A 13,701-nucleotide genomic window follows, 5' to 3' on the forward strand; every position below is an offset into this window, starting at 1 on the left:
TGCCGGGGGTCAGCCCCCGGCGGATTCGAGATAGGCGATGACCGCGTCGATATCGTCCTTCGACTTCAGGCCAGCGAAGCTCATCTTGTTGCGTTTGACGAAGCCCTTGGGGTCTGAGAGGTAAGCGTGAAGGTTCTCATCGCTCCAGACAAGCCCGGCTGCGCCGGCATCGGCCATGGCCTTGGAGTATTTGAAGCCCTCCACGGTACCCGCCGCGCGGCCAAGGATGCCGTTCAGCATCGGCCCCGTCGCGTTCTTCGCGCCCTCGCCGACCTTATGACAGGCGGCGCATTTCTTGAAGACCTTGGCGCCCGCCTCGACCAGAGCCGGGTCGGGGCCGGCCGCTGCGGTGGTCGTCTCTGCCGTCGTTTCCGGCGCCGCAGGCTCTGCCACTGCCGCCTCCACGACCGGATCCGGGTTGGGCAGGGTGCCTGCCGGGCGGCCGTCGGGATCGGTCGGGGTGACGTTCAGGGTGACCGCGCGCTTGGTGACCTTCACCTCGGCGGCGCAGTCGGTCATGCAGGCTTCGCCCGAGAAGGTCGCATATTCGCTTTCAGCCCGGTCGTCGGGATAAAAGCCGTCCGCGTTCGGCATCGTGATGCTGGTGAAGTTCTCCTTCGACAGCACGAAGTCATCCTCAACGATCCCGTTGGAATAGAGCAGGAAGGCGGTGATTGCGTAGGCCTCATCCGGGGTCACGGTTTGGGCCGCGCCAAAGGGCATGGAGCGGTGGATATAATCCCACACGGTCGACAGGTGCGGCCAGTAGGAGCCGATGGTCTTGACCGGGCGGCGATCCTTCAGCGAGCCTTCGCCCCCGGCGAGAACGGGCCAGTTGTCGATGCCCTCGGCGAAGTCGCCGTGGCAGGTGGCGCATTTCTCGGCAAAGACCTCGTCACCCGTTGCAACATCGCCTGACCCTTCGGGAAGGCCGGTGCCGTCCGGCAGGACCGCGACGTCCCAGGCGGCGATTTCCGCAGGCAGCGCGGGGCGGCCGAGGCCGAGTTTTTCGGCGAAGGCAGGCGCGGCCAGGACGGAGAGGCCAAGCGCCGTGCCGAGGAGGAATTTAAGCGACTTCGACATTCTCGACCTCTCCGTTTTCATGCACCCACCAGGTCTGGATACCGTTGTTGTGGTAGACGCTGTTCGTCCCCCGGATCGCGCGGAGCGCGTCCTTCGTGGGCTGGACATAGCCCGTCTCATCCACCGCGCGGGATTGCAGCAGCAGTTCCGAACCGTCCCAGTCGATGTTCAGGCGGAACCGGGTCAGCGCCTTGGACTGCGCCTCGCCCGTCAGTTCCGCTTCCTGCCAGTTCTTGCCGCCGTCAAGCGAGACGTCCACGCGCGTGACCTTGCCGTGGCCGGACCAGGCCAGGCCGGTGATGACCAGCGGCCCCTTCCCGTGATAGATCGGTGCCTGTGGCGAGGGCGAGGTGATGACGGATTTCGCGTCCATCACCCAGGTCCATTTCCGCGCCCGCCCGTCGGGCATCAGGTCGGTGTATTTCGACGTTTCCTCGCGGCTTTCGACGGCCTGATCGTAAACCCCGATCCGGCGCAGCCACTTTACCCACATATTGCCTTCGAACCCCGGCACGACGAGGCGGACGGGGTAACCGTGTTCTTTCCGAAGCGCCTCGCCATTGGCGTAGAAGGCGACAAGGACGTCGTCCATCGCCTTTTCAAGCGGCATGGACCGGCCGTTCGAGGACGCATCGGCGCCCTCGGCATAGACCCATTTGCCTTCGGGCTTCACGCCCGCCTCTTCCAGCAGCAGCCGCAAGGGTACGCCGACATATTCCATGTTGTGGATCATGCCTTGGGTGAACTGGCAGCCCTCAAGCTGCGCGCCGCCCCATTCCATGCCGCCGTTCGCCGCGCATTCGCAGAAAGCGGTGCGGGTTTCGCGGGGAAAGCGGGTGAGGTCTTCGTAGGTGAAGACCAGCGGCGTTTCGACAAGCCCGTCGATCATCAGGCGGTAGTCGGGTTTCGACAGCTCGATCGCGCCGGAATGGTGGCGTTCAAAGGCGCAGCCCTGCGGGGTTATCGTGCCTTCAAGCGCGTGGATCGGCGTGAAGTTGATCGAGGAGACGGGGCTTTCGGTCAGCCATTCGACATTGCGGCGCACGACCTGCGATTCAAAGCGGATCGGCATGCCGTAGGGTGTCGCATCGACCGGATCGCCGAAGGAGGACGCCCAGTCCTGCACCTCGGTGATCAGCGGGTCGGGTGTGCCTTCGGCCCGCGCCGCACCGGCCACGGCAAGGCCCGCGCCTGCGGCCAGCCCGCCGCGCAGGACGGCGCGTCGGCTGGTCCCCTTGTTCTCGGTTCCGCTCATCGAACCCTCCTTCTTCGTGCTGTCGTTCATCTCAGGCCCCCACCACCTGCACCGAGGTGTTGGGATCGACCGTCACGCTGCCCTGTTTCCTGATCCAGCTTTCGACCAGATCCCAGATCGCCGGGCCTTCGGTGCCTTCGTTCACGCTGGCCCAACCGGCGACGGTGTAGCTTTTGGCCGGGTCCACCTTTTCGCCGGACTTGAGCATCGTCATCTCGGTGATGCGTTCGCCCTGCGGCCTGGTGATGTCGATCCGGTAGCCCATGCCGCCGACGCGGACCATGTCGCCGCCCTGCTGGTAATAGGGATCTGGATTGAAGAGGTTGTCGGCGACATCCTCCAGCACGGTATGCAGCATCTCGCCCGTCATCTCGGTCTTGTAGGCGGCGGGGTAGGACATGGCGGTGGCGTTCATCAGGTCTTCGCGGGTGATGTTTTCGCCCGGCAGAAGCGACGGCCCCCAGCGGAAACCGGGGCTGAGGGCGATGTCGGCCTCATGTTCATCAATCAGCGCGTTGCAGATCAGGTCGTCCCAGGTGCCGTTGAAATTGCCGCGGCGGTAAAGAAGGCTGTCGGTGGTGCCAAGCACCTCCTCCAGATCGGCCTTGAAGGGCGCGCGCTCGGTCTCGATCAGGGCTGTGACCTCGGCATCGGGTGCGATCACGTCGGAGAAGATCGGGATCAGCTTGTGGCGGAAGCCCATCATCTGGCCGTTCTGCACGTCCAGATCGACGCGGCTTATGAACTTGCCGTTGGAGCCGGAGGCGATCAGGATCGTCTTGCCGACCAGAACCGGCTCTGGCAGCGCGTCATGGGTGTGGCCGGTCAGGATGACGTCGATCCCTTCGACCTGCGCGGCCATCTTGCGGTCGACGTCGAAGCCGTTATGGGACAGGACGACGACCAGATCGGCCCCGGCGTCGCGGACCTCTTGCACGACCTCGGCCATGCGTTCCTCACGCACGCCGAAGGAGAGGTTGGGGAACATCCATTTCGGATTGGCGATCGGAAGGTAGGGGAAGGCCTGGCCGATCACGGCGACCGTCGCGCCGCCGACTTCGAACATCTTGTAGGGATCGTAGGCGGGTTCGTCCCATTCGGCGTCGAAGATATTGGCGCCAAGGAAGGGGAAGGGCAGGGTTTCCACGATCTCGGTCACGCGGTCGATGCCCAGCGTGAATTCCCAGTGCGAGGTCATCGCATCGGGTTTCAGCGCGTTCATCACGTTGACCATGTCCTGCCCGTTGGTCCGATGCGCGGTGAGCGAGCCCTGCCAGGTATCGCCGCCATCCAGCAGCAGCGCGTCGGGGCGTGCGGCGCGGATGGCGTTGATGACGGTCGCGCAGCGGTCCAGCCCGCCCATGCGGCCATAGGTCTGCGCAAGCGCCACGAAATCCTCATAGGTCAGGGCATAGGCCTCGGGCGTGCCGGTCGCGATATTGAACATCTTCAGGAAATCCGCCCCGGTCACATGCGGCGGCTGGCCCTTGGCCGCGCCGACGCCCAGGTTGATCTCGGGTTCGCGGAACCAGACCGGCTTCAGTTGCGCATGGATGTCGGTGATGTGGATCAGGGTGACGTTGCCGTAATCGTCGAACTCAAGCAGCTTGTCCTGCGTCAGCACCTGTTGGGCGGCCAGACGGGACCAGTTGCCCACGCCCGACGCGCCCCAAAGTGCGGAGGCCGCCACGGTTGCCTGGAGGAAATCCCGCCTCGAAATCATGCTCTTGGTCCTTCTCTTGGGCAAAACGGGACCGGCGCGCCAAGGCACGTCGGGCCGCTCCCCCGCGTCTTCGTGAAAATCGACAAACGAATGGTCCGGGCGGGTGGCCGCCCGGACAGGGTTCAGTTGCGCACCGACGGTCCTTCGACCGACAGGCCGTTGCCGCGCGAGGCAACGTAAAGCTCAAGCGCGATGAATTCGGCCGAACCGGGCTTGAAGGTTTCGGCCCGCGTGTCGCGGATGCAGCCCTTGAAGCGGTTGTGGATGGAGTTCAGCGAAGCCGTTTTCAGCCGGTAGGTCGGAAAGGCGTTGGTCTGCCCCTGGCTGAGGTGATCGGCGCGGATGTGGTTGCCGTAGTTCTGTTCGTGGCAATTCGCGCAAGACAGCTCAAGCTGGCCATAGCGGGTATAGTACATCTCCTTTCCCTGCTCCCAATAGGGGGCGGCGGGGCCGTCGATGGCCACGTTCACCGGCATCCCGCGCGACACGGAGGAGATCAGCGCCGTCATGTTGACCATCGCGGCGTCGTCCCAGCCCCAGGCCTCGGCGCCCATGCGTTCGGTGCGGCACTGGTTGATGTACATCTCAAGCGTGTACATCTCTCCCTTCTCGGTGTTGAACTTCGGCATCACCGGGCGCACACCGGCCATGCTTTCGGGTTCGTTGTGGCAGGAGGCGCAGGATTTCCCCTCGGTCCCGTCCGCTTCGGCCCAGCTGTCGCGTGCTGCCTCGACCCCCAGCATGCCGGGGTTGTCGAAATCGTCCCGCTCCATGTCGCGGGTGTCGTCCTCGCGGAAATGCCAGCCGGAATACTGCTCGCTCAGGCCCTCGATATAGTCCGGGGCCTTGGTCGTGTGGGTGACGATGGTGATGTCGCCGTTGATGACCAGTTCATCTTCGGCCGGGTCCGCCATGGCCGAGAGCCCGACAAGGGCCAAGGCGGTGGCGGCGCAGGTGGTGGCGAGTGTTCTTTTCTTCATGCGTTCTCCTCCCTGAGAGGCGGCGCCCGTCTGGCCGGGCGCCCCCCCGTCCCCTTTGCCGGCCTCAGGCCATTTCGATGGACTTGGCGTCCTCGTAGACGGAGCCGTCGTCGTCGTACCAGGTGAACTTGAATTCCCCCGCCGCATCGACCTTTGCCTCGAACTCGATATAGGGGTTGGTCGAGATCGCCGGGTCGAGCGTCATGTCGATGACGTTCGCGCCGTTGAAGTCGCAGGTGAAGCGGTTGATGATCGAGCGCGGGATGACGTTACCGCTCTTGTCCTTGCGCTGACCCGATTCCATCGGGTGAGAGATCAGCGTCTTGATGGTCACCACATCACCGGCGGAGGCCTTGGAGGGGACTTTGACGCGGGGTTTGACGTTTTCTGCCATTTGCTTCGTTCCTTAGCTCAGCCGCCGCAGCCGCCGATGGTGACTTTGATCGTGGCGGAGGCCTGAACGACGCTGCCGTCGGCCATCTTGGCCAGCGCGACGACGTCCTGGGTCTTGGCCAGGCGGATGCGGGTGGAGACGGATTGCGATCCGGCCGCGGGGCCGAAATTGACGGTGCAGACCGCAGGCGTCGGGTTGCCCGAGGCCAGAAGCATGATCGAGGCCGCGCCGGGGGCGGAAACGGCGATGGGAACGGTGTTTCCGTTTTCCGCAATCTCGGGCGCGGTCAGGGTGATGCCGCCGGTGCCGATCTCTGCCCCGCCGGTGAAGGCGTTGGTCAGATCCTCGACCGTGCCTTCCGCCGCCGCGGCGCCGGGAAGGGCCGCCAGGGCGATGCCGCCCAGTCCCAGGGCCAGCGTATCGCGTCGTGTCAGTTTCATTGAATACTCCTTTGCCGTTCCGGCGCGGAAACCGCGGGCCGGATCATTCCTTCAGGGTCAAGAGGTAGGCGACGACATCCTCGATCTGCTGCGCGCCAAGGATGGGCGTGATGGCGGCCGGGTCGATCGCCTTCCCGGTATAGCCGTCGCCGGGCCGGATGAAGCCGGACGTCTTGTAGAAGGACGGCATGACCGTGCCTTCAAAGGTCATTTTCGCGTTCGAGACGATGCCGCGCAGCTGCGCCTCTTCCCAGCGATCGCCGGCGCCGTCCAGCGTCGGTCCGACATTGCCCTGGAAGGCGACGTCGGGCATGGCCGACACGGTGTGGCAGGCGACGCAATTGCCGAGCGCGCGGCTCGACATGACCTTGGCACCCTCGGCGGCATCCCCCGGCTGGCCGGTCAGGGACTGCGCCACGGCGCCTTCCTGATAGCTGACGTCGCCGGGCGCCGTTTCGGCGAAAGACATCCCTGCGGCGAGGGACATCAGCAGTCCCGCGGCGATTTGGCGCTTCATCGAAGACCTCCCTGTTTTCCTCCGACTCGGAGCCTAACTGAGACAACCTGTCGCACGCAACCGAAAAATTCACGAGCGTGAATATGAGAATGTGTCTTGCCGCTGCGTCAGTTCTGCGGCCCGCCGGTCACGCGGGCGGCGACGTATTTCTGGAAGTTCTCGCCGTTTTCGTATTCGTGATCCTTCACCCAGGTCAGCAGCGCGGCGGTCGTCCCCTTGCCGAAGGCGCCCGGCATCTTGGCGACGGCAGCCTCGGCGACGGTCTGCCCGTCTGGCACGTCCTCGGGCAGGAAGATCATCGTGGGCGTGAACATCACGCCCCATTTCATCGCCATGTCCTTTTCGGGCAGCGTTTCGCCGTCGAGGTCGGTGACCTCCACGTCGCCGAAGAGGTTCATCTGCACCACGAAGTAATTGTCGCGGATCAGCGCGTCGATTTCAGGCTGGGGAAAGACCTCTTCATACATCTTGGTGCAGTAGATGCAGCCGCGCTGTTCGAAGATGATCATCAGGCGCTTGCCCTCTGCATTCGCCTCGGCAAGGTCCTCGCGCATGTCTTTGAACGTGTCGCGCAGCCAGGTGGGTTTGTGCAGCCCGTCATCGCCCAGGGGCGCGACATCGGCGGCATGGACGGGCAGCGCCAGCAAAAGCGCGGTGGCGGCGGCGGTGAAGAAACGGGTCATTCTTTCCTCCCTTGGAAGTTCAGATGAATTTCGTGGTCCAGGGCATGTGGCGGATCATGAAATCCGCGATGGCATTGACCGATCCGGTCGCGATCAGCACCGCGAAGAGGATCAGCATCACGCCCATGATCTTTTCGACGTAGCGCAGGTATTTCCGGTTGCGGTTCATCCAGCCGAGGAACGGCTTGGCGAAGGCGGCGGCCAGGATGAAGGGGGCGGTCATGCCAAGTCCGTAGACGAAAAGAAGTGCTGCCCCCCGGCCAATGGAGTCCATGCTGGAGGCCACCATCAGGATCGCCGCCAGCGCCGGGCCGACGCAGGGTGTCCAGCCGAAGCCGAAGGCAAGGCCCATGACATAGGCGCCGACGAAGGTCGTCGGTTCCACCTTCGCCTCGATTCGTGCCTCGCGGTAGAGGAACGGGATGCGCAGGATGCCAAGGAAGTGCAGGCCGAAGACGAACAGCACCCCCGCCGCGACATAGGACAGCGGGCGCAGCCATTCGCGGAAGACCTGCCCCAGCGCCGTCGCCCCCATTCCCAGCGCCATGAAGATCGTTGTCACCCCCAGCGCGAAGGCGATGGCCGACACGATAAGGCGCTTCTGCGCACCCGGCGCGATGGTCTGGTCCGACCGCAATTCGGACATGGAAATCCCGGCCATGTAGCACAGGTAGAAGGGGACCATGGGCAGGATGCAGGGTGACAGAAAGGACAGGATGCCCGCCAAAAGGGCGCCGCCGAATGATGCGTCCATGAGTCCTCCCCGCCTCGCTTGCCGCGAACATAAAAACACATTAGGATTTTTATATGTAATGGTCGAGGCGTCAACATGCTGCTTTCGCTGCGTCGGATCGGAATGGCACTCGCGCTGGTCGCGGCCACGCCTGCGGCGGCGGAACTGAACCTTGTCATGGTCTGGCGCGAGGGCTGCGTCTATTGCGCCGCCTGGGACAAGGCGATCGCGCCGACCTACCCGAAAACGCCCGAGGGGGCAGCGGCGCCCCTGGTGCGCGTGAACATTCGCGAGACGGCGACGTCGGGCTTTGCCTTTGCCACGCCGGTCGTGCTGACGCCGACCTTCGTCCTGATGGAGGACGGGGCCGAGGCCGGGCGGATCGAGGGCTATCCGGGCGAGGATTTCTTTTGGGGGCTGCTTGATCAGATGATCGGCAAGGTGCAGGGGGACGGCCCCGCGCCGTCAGAATGAAGGCATGGTCAGGCCGGACACGGAAGGGAAAGGGAACGTGCCGCACGAGGGTGACACCACGGATTGGGAAAGCCGGATGGAGGCTTGCCTCGCCTCGGTCGACCCCGAGCGCTTCGCGCCCGAAGCGGACGCGGCGGCCAACTTCCTCAAGGCGCTGGCCCATGACGGCCGCCTGATGATCCTGTGCAACCTTGCCAATGGCGAACGTTCGGTCACCGAGCTTGAAACCCTTCTCCTGTCACGGCAAGCTGCGGTCAGTCAGCAACTGGCACGTTTGCGGATGGAACGGATCGTCAAGACCCGGCGCGAGGGCAAGACGATCTACTATTCGCTCAGCGATCCCCGGATCGCGCGTATGCTGGGGCTTATCTACGACTGTTTCTGCCGGCAAGAGGGCAGCCCCCCGCCGTCCGAAGGTTAGGGCGAGGGGCGCGGGGAGAAGGCGATGTGGGAACTGTCACCCGGTGTCCTCGCGGCACTTGTCGGTCTCGGCGGCGGGATCGTCCTGGGTCTGGCGGCGCGGCTGGGCGAATTCTGCACCCTCGGGGCGCTGGAGGCCGCGACCTATGGCAATGACCAGCGGCGGCTGAGGCTTTGGGGCGTGGTTCTTGGTGTCGCGATCCTTGGCACCTTCATCGCCGAGGCGCTGGGCCTCTCCGCGCCAAGCCAGACCTTCTACCACACCATTGCCTGGAACCCCGTCGCCTCGGTCGTGGGCGGGCTTGTTTTTGGCTATGGCATGGCACTGGCCGGGAACTGCGGCTTTGGCGCGCTGGTGCGGTTCGGCGGGGGCGATCTGCGCTCGCTGGTGATCGTGGTGGTGATCGGCATTTTCGCCTTCGTCACCATGTCGGGCCTTCTCGCACCTTTGCGAACCGCGCTTTTCCCGCAGATCCCGGCGGAGGGGACGCAAGGCATCGCCCATTGGCTGTCCGAACGGACCGGCCTGCCGCCCCTGACCTTCGCCGCCCCCGTCGGTGCGGCGGCGCTGTTCTGGGCGTTGTCCTATGCGCCCCTGCGGCGGCGGCCGAAGCAGATCGGCTGGGGCATCGCGGCGGGGCTGGCGGTTGTCTGGTGCTTTGCCGGGACGACCTGGGTGTCCGACGTCAGTTTCGGAGAGGTCGGCGTCGAGGGGCCATCCTTCACCGCGCCTCTGGGGCGGACGATCATCTTCTTCATGACCTCGACCGCTGGCGGCATCACCTTTTCGGTCGGGATGGTCGCGGGCGTCCTTGCGGGCGCCTTCGCAGGGTCCACCATCCGCGGCCTCTTCCGCTGGGAGGCGTGCGAGGACCCGCGTGAGCTGGGCCGTCAGGTGTCCGGCGCCGCGCTGATGGGGGTCGGCGGCAGCCTCGCGCTGGGCTGTTCGGTGGGGCAGGGCGTCACCGCCATGTCGACGCTGGCGGTGTCGGCGCCGGTCACGCTGGCCGCGATTGCCGTCGGCGGGCTGGTGGGGCTGCGCCAGTTGATCGGCGGCTTCCACCACGGCTGACCGGGTGTCAGCCCATCAGCATCAGGTCGTCCGCGTCAAGGATCAGGGCGAAGTTCCAGAAGCCTGCCAGTTCCGCTTCTTCCCCGGCGCGCCCGGCCTCTGTCAGGCGTTCGACACGAAAGCCGAAGCGTTCGAAGCCGCTTTGATCGAGGGTGGTCAGGATCACCGGAAAGATGCCGCGTTCCAGCGCCGTCGCGGCAAGGCGCCGCGCAAGCGAGGTGACATCGGGCAGCGGCGTCGTCACCCGGATGCCGAGACAGGCCCAGTCTTCGGCATGGGACCAGAGCGCGGGGGAGAGCGCGATCGGGTCCACTGTCACAAGGGTGGCGCCTTGTGTCGCCGCGCCGGGCGCGTCCAGCATCCGGTCCAGATCGACCGGGGCCGCGTCCTGAAGCCGCGCGAGGATGTCCATCGCCAGTTCCGCCGTCATGTCCAGACCTCCGCCGCGATCAGACCGGCGGCGCGGGCGTTCCCCCGTGCGGGCAGGTCTGCTGCTGCAAGGGCCGCGCGAAGCTCTGCCCCCTTGCCGTCGTCCAGAATGGCCGTCACCTCGCGTTCCAGACGCAGCATTTCCCCGGCCCCGACCGCCACGGCCAAGCCGCGGTCGGCCGCCGCCTGCGCCCGGCGGTCCTGATCGTCCATGAAGCCCGCCATCTGCGGGATGAAGATGGCGGGCAGGCCGTGATAAAGGACCTCGTGAAAGCTGTTATAGCCTGCCGCCGTCACGACCAGATCGGCCGCCGCCGCGATGGCCGCAGCATTGCGGGTCTGACAGACGGTGGTGTTCTTCCAGCCGTAAAGCGCGGGCGGCACGACCGAGCCGGGCCAGATCAGGATCAGGTGCAGGCAATCCGGCCGACGCTCCATCAGCGCGGCCAGCATCTGCATCTGCGCCGTGCGATCCGCCGCAACGCCGCCGCCCAGCATGGTCACGACAAGCGTGGAGAAGTCGCGCCCGAGGCCCTTGGCGAGGGCGGCCCGCGTCGCCTCAACCGGGCGTTCAGGCCGGTCGCCGACGATGGGGCCGACCTTGTGGATATGGCTGCCGAAGGTCATGTCGGCGTTCAATTCGCCGAACGCCTCCTCTGGCACGATCACGCGGCGGAAGACGCCTTCGCGGTGCAGCGCCGAGGGCGTGATCTGCCCCGCCTGCCACAGCCCGCGCCGGATCCATGCGGCGTCGAGACCCTTTTCCAGAATGGTGCGGTAGATCGAATCGAAGACGTAGCCGCCGTCGAAGACCAGCCGGTCGCCGGACTGAAGCGCGCGGCGCAGGCGCATGTAATTCACAAGGTCATTGGCGTGGCCGGTGTCATGCGCGGCGCTTTTCGAGACGAGCGGCAGGCAGTCATGCCCCTCGGCCCGGATCATCGGCAGGCAGCTTGGGAAGGCGGCGAAACCGATTTTCGCCCCCTCCATCTCGCGCGCGATCAGGGCGCAGCGCCTCGCGTGGCCAAGGCCGTTGCCATTCGTCGGCAGGAACAGGGTGCGGGGTGGGCGCGGGGCGGTGTCACAGGCAGGCGGCGTCAGCCCGATCAGCCGTTCAAGCGTCTCGATCCGCTGGGTGCCGGTCCAGGGCGCGCCCGTGACCTGCGCGGCGATGGCGGGACGGTTCGGCAGGACGGTCTGGCGCAGATAGTCCGACAGCGCGGGAAGCAGGGGTGGCCCGCGCAGGATCGGCGCGGCGCTCCCGGCGAGCGTGCCTTCCGGGGTGCAATCGACGACGATCCCGCCCGAGGCCATCATCTCTGTCGCCATCACCGCGATCCGGTCGCCTTGCATGTCGGCGGCGAAGATTGCGGCCATGTCGGCCAGCCGGGCCAAGGTTGTGGGGGAAAGTTCGTACATCCCGAAAAGCCGCGCGGGCGTGAAGCGCAGTGTCTTCAGATGGTCCCGCGCCCGGCGCGGCAGGACGAGGTGCAGCCGCAGACCCGGCTGATGCTCCATCGCCATCAGGGCAGGCAGGGTTGAGGGGTCCTCAAGCGCGGCTTCCGGCAGGATGACGAAAAGGTTCGCCTCGCCCCCGGTCGCGGGCCGCGTGGCGCCCAGACCGGCCGCCGGACCGGCAAGATCGGGGGCCAGCGGGTGCGGCTGGGCGTCGGTCAGGTCGATCAGATCCGGCTCCCGCCCCAGCACATAGGCCAGCTTCGACCGGGCGGAGATTTGCGCCTGACGGGTTTCGAACCGCCCGACCAGCGTCGCAGGGATGTCGCCCGGCAGGCCGATCTGCCGAAGCCGGATCAGAACCTCGTCGGCAAGCGTTTCGGCCCCGATCACGATCAGGCGGGTGACCCGTGCTGCGTCCAACGCGCGCAGGTAGGGCGCCGCGTCATAGCGCAGGCTGCGGTCCAGATCCTCGGGCAGCCAGGCATCGTCAAGCGTCACGGCATGGCCGCGCCCGTCAAGCTGCGCCGCGAACAGGACCTTTGCCTCAAAACCGCGCGGGCTGCGGTCACCGGATTCGATCAGGATCATGCCGCCGCCCTCCGTTCCAGCCGGTCGGCGAGGCCCATAAACATGTCGGCGAAGGCGTCGGCGGACTGGCGGGCGATGGCCTCTTGTCCCTTGCGCACCTGCCGGGCGAAGCGGGCCGGGTCGTTCAGATGCGCGGCGATGGCGGCGTCGACCTCATCTGGGCGGACGCCGATCACGCCGCCGTCGAAGCTTGCCGCCGTGTCGGGGTCAGAGAGGGCAAGCTTGCCCGCCGCCAGCGCCTCGGCCAGCACACGGCCGAAGCTTTCGCGCCAGGTGGCGGCGGTGAAATAGACCATGATGTCGATCATCCCGAAATACTGCGCGACCTCGATCCCGCGAAAGGGAAGGAGGGTCCAGTGCGGCCTGACCACACCTTCCGCGATCAGCGCGTCGGCGCCGAGGATCGTGTTGGCGGCGGCATAGGGCGGGAAGCAGAGGTCGAGGACGGCGGGCGCGGGGAATTTCTCGAAACCCGGACGGGAATGGCGGCCGCGCCGGTCCTGCGGGCGGTCTGGCGGGGCGGCCATCTCAAACGCGCAGATGTTGAACCATGTCTCGGGCAGGACCTGCCAGCCGAAGGGCAGCGGATGCGTCCTGCGCCAGCCCTCGACCGTGGTCCGGTTGGCGGCGGAGATCGGCGCGACATATTTGCCAAGTGCCAGCGTCGCCCGGTCGATCCGGGACAGGCAGGCGGCGACGTCAAAGCCCTCAACCCCGCCGGGACGCAGGAAATTTTCATGCGTCACGACGATCATGTCACGGCAGATGATCTTTGCGTTCAGATTGTCCTGAAATTTCAGGAATGACGGATTGTGCAGGATGACAAGGTCCGCAGCGATCACCGGCGCGTTCCAGATCAGGTCGATATTCAGCGCCGAAAGCGTCGCCTCAAGCTGCGGCGCGACGGCGCGGCCGTGGAACATCCCGCTTTCGATGGCGTGAACCGTGACCGGGCCGAAGCGGGCGATCGCTTCCAGCTCTGCCGCTACCGCCGCCGATGTGCCGCCGGAAAAGCGCGGTTCGATCACATAGGCGATGCGGCGGGATGCGTTCATCGGGGTGATCCCGCGCCGCTCAGTAGATGTCCGGGCTGGACTTGCGCCCACCGAAGGGGGCCGCCACTTCCGGCTCGGCCGGAAGGGTGGCGGTCGGCGCGTTGAACCACAGGAAGGGCTGGCGCAGGTTGTTTTCCATGAAGGAGCGCAGCTCTTTCGCCAGTGGGTCGTTCCCGGTCATCAGCTCGGGGTTGCTGCGCAGCAAAGTCTCCAGCGCGGCGCTGTTCTTCGACATCACGTAGCGCTCGATCTCCTGAAGTTGTTCAAGCGAATATTCCGCGCGGGCCATCTGGCCCTGAAGCAGGATGAGCGCGGTGATGATCGTGAGGAGTCTGGGGGCGGGCATCGGGATCACTCTACTCTGGAACGGGTTACCGGGGGCGTGGCGGGGAAGACC

The 13,701-nt window shown here is 65.8% G+C and carries 16 protein-coding genes; 3 read left to right on the forward strand and 13 right to left on the reverse strand.

All coding sequences use genetic code 11. The annotated features are described in order from the left end of the window. Window positions 1–9: 9 nt before the first annotated feature. The 9 genes from LX70_RS12275 to LX70_RS12315 all read right to left on the reverse strand — a co-directional run bounded on the left by LX70_RS12275 (window position 10) and on the right by LX70_RS12315 (window position 7,829). Window positions 10–1,083, reverse strand: a complete 1,074-nt coding sequence (locus LX70_RS12275; RefSeq protein WP_105515072.1) for a c-type cytochrome — start codon at window positions 1,081–1,083, stop codon at window positions 10–12. Next, on the reverse strand, window positions 1,067–2,338 hold the full coding sequence (soxC, locus tag LX70_RS12280) for a sulfite dehydrogenase (RefSeq protein ID WP_105515313.1): 1,272 nt from the start codon (window positions 2,336–2,338) through the stop codon (window positions 1,067–1,069). The genes LX70_RS12275 and soxC overlap by 17 nt, the downstream gene beginning before the upstream one ends. 31 nt (window positions 2,339–2,369) lie before the next feature. Continuing rightward, window positions 2,370–4,061: a thiosulfohydrolase SoxB gene (gene soxB, locus LX70_RS12285; protein ID WP_105515073.1), complete on the reverse strand. Its 1,692-nt coding sequence runs from the start codon at window positions 4,059–4,061 to the stop codon at window positions 2,370–2,372. A 122-nt stretch (window positions 4,062–4,183) separates the two neighbouring features. Further along, entirely contained in the window at window positions 4,184–5,041 is an 858-nt protein-coding gene (gene soxA, locus LX70_RS12290) for a sulfur oxidation c-type cytochrome SoxA (RefSeq protein WP_105515074.1), read from the reverse strand. 64 nt (window positions 5,042–5,105) lie between these two features. Then, window positions 5,106–5,435 carry a thiosulfate oxidation carrier complex protein SoxZ gene (soxZ, locus tag LX70_RS12295; RefSeq protein WP_105515075.1) on the reverse strand — a complete coding sequence of 110 codons (330 nt, stop codon included), beginning with the start codon at window positions 5,433–5,435 and terminating at the stop codon, window positions 5,106–5,108. 17 nt (window positions 5,436–5,452) lie between these two features. Continuing rightward, the gene (soxY, locus tag LX70_RS12300) at window positions 5,453–5,875 is read right to left on the reverse strand and encodes a thiosulfate oxidation carrier protein SoxY (protein ID WP_105515076.1); all 423 of its coding nucleotides are present in this window, start codon (window positions 5,873–5,875) and stop codon (window positions 5,453–5,455) included. Window positions 5,876–5,918: 43 nt separating this feature from the next. Next, window positions 5,919–6,392, reverse strand: coding sequence for a sulfur oxidation c-type cytochrome SoxX (gene soxX, locus LX70_RS12305; protein ID WP_105515077.1), 474 nt, complete (start codon window positions 6,390–6,392; stop codon window positions 5,919–5,921). Window positions 6,393–6,499: 107 nt separating this feature from the next. After that, entirely contained in the window at window positions 6,500–7,075 is a 576-nt protein-coding gene (locus LX70_RS12310) for a thioredoxin family protein (protein WP_105515078.1), read from the reverse strand. Between the two features lie 19 nt (window positions 7,076–7,094). Beyond that, window positions 7,095–7,829: a cytochrome c biogenesis CcdA family protein gene (locus tag LX70_RS12315; protein WP_105515079.1), complete on the reverse strand. Its 735-nt coding sequence runs from the start codon at window positions 7,827–7,829 to the stop codon at window positions 7,095–7,097. 75 nt (window positions 7,830–7,904) lie between these two features. Between LX70_RS12315 and LX70_RS12320 the strand changes: the two genes are divergently transcribed. The 3 genes from LX70_RS12320 (at window position 7,905) to LX70_RS12330 (ending at window position 9,774) form a co-directional block, all read left to right on the forward strand. Then, window positions 7,905–8,282, forward strand: coding sequence for a thioredoxin domain-containing protein (locus tag LX70_RS12320; RefSeq protein ID WP_105515080.1), 378 nt, complete (start codon window positions 7,905–7,907; stop codon window positions 8,280–8,282). Window positions 8,283–8,358: 76 nt separating this feature from the next. After that, the gene (locus tag LX70_RS12325; RefSeq protein ID WP_211301719.1) at window positions 8,359–8,703 is read left to right on the forward strand and encodes an ArsR/SmtB family transcription factor; all 345 of its coding nucleotides are present in this window, start codon (window positions 8,359–8,361) and stop codon (window positions 8,701–8,703) included. A 24-nt stretch (window positions 8,704–8,727) separates the two neighbouring features. Continuing rightward, window positions 8,728–9,774, forward strand: coding sequence for a YeeE/YedE family protein (locus LX70_RS12330; RefSeq protein ID WP_105515082.1), 1,047 nt, complete (start codon window positions 8,728–8,730; stop codon window positions 9,772–9,774). 7 nt (window positions 9,775–9,781) lie between these two features. Here the strand turns inward: LX70_RS12330 and LX70_RS12335 are convergent, their stop codons facing one another. Genes LX70_RS12335 through LX70_RS12350 form a run of 4 tightly spaced genes read right to left on the reverse strand, consistent with a single transcriptional unit; the run spans window position 9,782 to window position 13,650 of the window. Further along, on the reverse strand, window positions 9,782–10,204 hold the full coding sequence (locus LX70_RS12335; protein WP_105515083.1) for a hypothetical protein: 423 nt from the start codon (window positions 10,202–10,204) through the stop codon (window positions 9,782–9,784). Continuing rightward, entirely contained in the window at window positions 10,201–12,249 is a 2,049-nt protein-coding gene (locus LX70_RS12340) for a glycosyltransferase (protein ID WP_105515084.1), read from the reverse strand. Before LX70_RS12340 ends, LX70_RS12335 begins: the two co-directional genes overlap by 4 nt. Next, the gene (locus LX70_RS12345; protein WP_105515085.1) at window positions 12,246–13,304 is read right to left on the reverse strand and encodes a glycosyltransferase family protein; all 1,059 of its coding nucleotides are present in this window, start codon (window positions 13,302–13,304) and stop codon (window positions 12,246–12,248) included. Before LX70_RS12345 ends, LX70_RS12340 begins: the two co-directional genes overlap by 4 nt. Before the next feature lie 19 nt (window positions 13,305–13,323). Next, window positions 13,324–13,650 (reverse strand): hypothetical protein, encoded by a 327-nt coding sequence (locus LX70_RS12350; RefSeq protein ID WP_146111595.1) that lies wholly within the window; start codon window positions 13,648–13,650, stop codon window positions 13,324–13,326. Window positions 13,651–13,701 lie beyond the last annotated feature (51 nt).

The sequence above is a fragment of the Albidovulum denitrificans genome (genome assembly GCF_002973535.1).
Lineage (GTDB): Bacteria > Pseudomonadota > Alphaproteobacteria > Rhodobacterales > Rhodobacteraceae > Albidovulum > Albidovulum denitrificans.

Excerpts from the sequence above, each read along its gene's own strand:
- LX70_RS12335 (WP_105515083.1), bottom strand. The coding sequence starts at position 10,204 with ATGACGGCGGAACTGGCGATGGACATCCTCGCGCGGCTTCAGGACGCG.
- LX70_RS12350 (WP_146111595.1), bottom strand. The coding sequence starts at position 13,650 with ATGCCCGCCCCCAGACTCCTCACGATCATCACCGCGCTCATCCTGCTT.
- soxA (WP_105515074.1), bottom strand. The coding sequence starts at position 5,041 with ATGAAGAAAAGAACACTCGCCACCACCTGCGCCGCCACCGCCTTGGCC.
- LX70_RS12325 (WP_211301719.1), top strand. The coding sequence starts at position 8,359 with ATGGAGGCTTGCCTCGCCTCGGTCGACCCCGAGCGCTTCGCGCCCGAA.
- soxB (WP_105515073.1), bottom strand. The coding sequence starts at position 4,061 with ATGATTTCGAGGCGGGATTTCCTCCAGGCAACCGTGGCGGCCTCCGCA.
- soxX (WP_105515077.1), bottom strand. The coding sequence starts at position 6,392 with ATGAAGCGCCAAATCGCCGCGGGACTGCTGATGTCCCTCGCCGCAGGG.
- LX70_RS12315 (WP_105515079.1), bottom strand. The coding sequence starts at position 7,829 with ATGGACGCATCATTCGGCGGCGCCCTTTTGGCGGGCATCCTGTCCTTT.
- LX70_RS12330 (WP_105515082.1), top strand. The coding sequence starts at position 8,728 with ATGTGGGAACTGTCACCCGGTGTCCTCGCGGCACTTGTCGGTCTCGGC.
- LX70_RS12345 (WP_105515085.1), bottom strand. The coding sequence starts at position 13,304 with ATGAACGCATCCCGCCGCATCGCCTATGTGATCGAACCGCGCTTTTCC.
- soxZ (WP_105515075.1), bottom strand. The coding sequence starts at position 5,435 with ATGGCAGAAAACGTCAAACCCCGCGTCAAAGTCCCCTCCAAGGCCTCC.
- LX70_RS12310 (WP_105515078.1), bottom strand. The coding sequence starts at position 7,075 with ATGACCCGTTTCTTCACCGCCGCCGCCACCGCGCTTTTGCTGGCGCTG.
- LX70_RS12275 (WP_105515072.1), bottom strand. The coding sequence starts at position 1,083 with ATGTCGAAGTCGCTTAAATTCCTCCTCGGCACGGCGCTTGGCCTCTCC.
- LX70_RS12340 (WP_105515084.1), bottom strand. The coding sequence starts at position 12,249 with ATGATCCTGATCGAATCCGGTGACCGCAGCCCGCGCGGTTTTGAGGCA.
- soxC (WP_105515313.1), bottom strand. The coding sequence starts at position 2,338 with ATGAGCGGAACCGAGAACAAGGGGACCAGCCGACGCGCCGTCCTGCGC.
- LX70_RS12320 (WP_105515080.1), top strand. The coding sequence starts at position 7,905 with ATGCTGCTTTCGCTGCGTCGGATCGGAATGGCACTCGCGCTGGTCGCG.
- soxY (WP_105515076.1), bottom strand. The coding sequence starts at position 5,875 with ATGAAACTGACACGACGCGATACGCTGGCCCTGGGACTGGGCGGCATC.